The sequence below is a fragment of the Sphingomonas pruni NBRC 15498 genome (assembly GCF_001598455.1).
In the GTDB taxonomy this organism is placed as follows: domain Bacteria; phylum Pseudomonadota; class Alphaproteobacteria; order Sphingomonadales; family Sphingomonadaceae; genus Sphingomonas; species Sphingomonas pruni.
On the sequence record NZ_BCYZ01000143.1, the window covers coordinates 1 to 2,760 of the forward strand.

Annotated in this window: 3 protein-coding genes; 2 read left to right on the top strand and 1 reads right to left on the bottom strand. The window is 68.7% G+C overall.

Annotated elements, in window-relative coordinates; all coding sequences use genetic code 11:
* Positions 1 to 82: 82 nt before the first annotated feature.
* Positions 83 to 745 (bottom strand): ATP phosphoribosyltransferase, encoded by a 663-nt coding sequence (gene hisG / locus SPR01S_RS20860; protein WP_066593753.1) that lies wholly within the window; start codon positions 743 to 745, stop codon positions 83 to 85.
* Positions 746 to 909: 164 nt separating this feature from the next.
* Between hisG and SPR01S_RS20865 the strand changes: the two genes are divergently transcribed.
* Positions 910 to 2,013, top strand: coding sequence for a DUF2332 domain-containing protein (locus SPR01S_RS20865; protein ID WP_066593756.1), 1,104 nt, complete (start codon positions 910 to 912; stop codon positions 2,011 to 2,013).
* Positions 2,014 to 2,049: 36 nt separating this feature from the next.
* Positions 2,050 to 2,640 carry a methylated-DNA--[protein]-cysteine S-methyltransferase gene (locus SPR01S_RS20870; protein ID WP_245662164.1) on the top strand — a complete coding sequence of 197 codons (591 nt, stop codon included), beginning with the start codon at positions 2,050 to 2,052 and terminating at the stop codon, positions 2,638 to 2,640.
* Positions 2,641 to 2,760 lie beyond the last annotated feature (120 nt).

The following is a 2,760-nucleotide window of genomic DNA, read 5'->3' on the forward strand; positions in this document are numbered from 1 at the left end:
GGGGGAGTCACAAGCGATGCCCTCTGCGAGGCGCCGCCCCACCCCCGACCCCTCCCCTGAAGGGGAGGGGCTAAGACCATGCTCATGCCGCATCAGACTTCTCCACCGCCCGCCGGAACGCGTCGACCAGCGGGACCAGTTCCGGCCGGGTCTTGAACGCGGCGCGGTTGACGATCAGGCGGCTGGTGACCTCGGCGATCACCTCGACCTCGACCAGACCATTCTCTTTGAGCGTGCGCCCCGACGAGACGAGGTCGACGATGCGCGGCGCGAGCCCCAGAGTCGGCGCCAATTCCATCGCGCCGTTGAGCTTGACGCATTCGGCCTGCACCCCGCGGGCCTCGAAATGGCGCTGCGTCACATGCGGATATTTGGTCGCGACGCGAACGTGACTCCAGCCCCGGGGATCGTCGGCTGCGGCCATTTCGGCCGGCTCGGCGACCGACAAGCGGCAATGGCCGATGCCCAGGTCGACCGGCGCATAGAGTTCGGGATAGTCGAATTCGGCGAGCACGTCCGAGCCGACAATGCCGATCTGCGCGGCGCCATGCGCGACGAACGTGGCGACGTCGAACGCGCGCACGCGGATCAGGTCGATACCAGGATGGTTGGTCGAAAAGCGCAGCGCCCGGCTGTCCTCATCGGAGAAGGCTGCCTCTGGCTCTACGCCGGCGCGGACGAGCAGCGGCACGGCTTCCGACAGGATGCGGCCCTTGGGAACGGCAATGACTAAAGGTTGCGCCATGGCGGGGCTTTACTTGTGCACCTGCGAAGGCGCAATGCACCCCGGTAGCGCCGCTTCCAGCGGTTCTGCCGCCGGCGCGCTTCCCCGCCCGACCCTCCGAAGGACAGCAATCTATGGAAGGTCGCGCGGGTTAGCGCGCCGGTACTGGATAACGAGGAGGTGGCATGGCCGATGAAGCGGGCAATCGCGAGGCGTTCCGGATCCAGGAATTCTATTGCCGCAACATGGACGCGCCGATCTATGCGCGATTGTGCGCCGCGATCGCCGACGGCCTGACCCGCGACAGCCGCACCGGCGCCCGCATCCTCGACTGGCCGGGCGAGCCGACGCGCGACGCGCTGCCGCTCAGGTTCATCGGCGGGCTGCATGCGCTGGTGCAGGCAGGTGCCGATTCGGGGTTGGCGGCGGTGTTCCGCGGCAAGACGAGCGACCAGGACGCGATTGCGGCGGCGGTGAACGCCGCGCTGGCCGCGCATGACGATATCCTGCTGCCCTGGCTCGATGGGCCGCCGCAGACCAACGAGCCGGGCCGATCGGGCGCGCTGATCGTCGGGTTGCTCGAGATCGCACGACGTCACGGACCGAAAATCGACCTGCTCGAAATCGGATCAAGCGCCGGGCTCAACCTGTTGATCGATCGTTATGCTTTCGATCTTGGCGGCGTAAAATTCGGTCCCGCCGATGCGCCGGTGACGATTGCGCCCGAATGGCGCGGTGAGCCGCCCGTGGCGGCGCCGATCGAGATCGTCTCGGTGCGTGGCTGCGACGTTCGCCCGCTCGACGCCACCGATCCCGCGGTCGAGGCGCGGCTGGCCGCCTATGTCTGGGCCGAAACGCCGGCGCGCGCCGAGCGGCTGTGCAAGGCGATCGCAATGCAGCGCGAGAAGCCGGTCGATCTGGCCCAGGCCGACGCCGCCGACTGGGTGGAGGCGCGACTCGCCGCACCGCAACCGTCCGGCGTGACGCGCGTGCTGATGCATTCGGTGGTATGGCAATATCTGCCTGAGGACAGTGCCAACCGCATCCGCGCGGCGATGGATGCGGCGGGAAAGCGCGCCACGGCCGAGCGTCGGCTCGCCTGGGTGATGATGGAGCCCGACCGCGCCTTCGCGCACCAGGTGATCCGCGTGAAGAGCTGGCCTGGCAATGAGGAGTGGCACGTGGTCGCGACGGCGCATGCGCACGGCGCCTGGGTGAAGAACGGCGTCGAGGATAAGGACAAACGCCGCTACGACCTGCCCGAATCGGCCAAGGTGGTGGCTGGGTAGGCTGTCTCTCGCGCGCCTCCCGATCGAGCGGTTGATTTGAATGCTTCGGTCGCCGATCTTGCGGCCATGGCCACGCTCCATCGCTATCGCGTCTTTGAAACCGCGCACGGTATCGCCGCGATTGCGTGGAGCGGCGAGGCGGTCACTGCCTTTCGCTTGCCCGGCGAGTCCGCTCGCGACGCCGAATGGTCGCTACTTCGCCGCTTGCCCGATGCCGTTGCCGGCGACCCGCCGCCTGCCGTCGCGGCGGTGATCGCCGACGCGATCCGCTATTTCGCTGGGGAGCCGGTGGATTTCGATGCCGTCGCGATCGATCTCGGCGAGCAGGAGCCGTTCTTTGCCCGCGTCTATGAACGCGTCCGCGCGATCGGCCGCGGCGAGACGATGACTTATGGCGCGGTCGCCAGGGAATTGGGCGCGGGGCCGGAAGCGGCGCGCGCGGTCGGCCAGGCGATGGCGCGCAATCCGATCCCGCTGATCGTGCCGTGTCATCGCGTGCTCGCCGCGGGCAGCCGGGTCCACGGTTTCTCGGCGCCCGGCGGGGCGCTCGCCAAGGTCCGCATGCTCGAGATCGAGGGTGTCGCGACCGAGCCGCCGCCCGCCGCGCAGACCGCGTTCGAGTTTTGACGATAGGACGGCTTACGCAGACCGCCCTTTTTCATCCTCCCCCGCCAGGGGGAGGTGGCGCGCGGAGCGCGTCGGAGGGGGCGGAAGCACGACGCTAGTTGGTCGCCGTCCGGCCCCCCC

What these genes read in the sequence shown, in the direction of transcription:
- hisG (WP_066593753.1), bottom strand. Translation starts at nt 745, where the DNA reads ATGGCGCAACCTTTAGTCATTGCCGTTCCCAAGGGCCGCATCCTGTCG.
- SPR01S_RS20865 (WP_066593756.1), top strand. Translation starts at nt 910, where the DNA reads ATGGCCGATGAAGCGGGCAATCGCGAGGCGTTCCGGATCCAGGAATTC.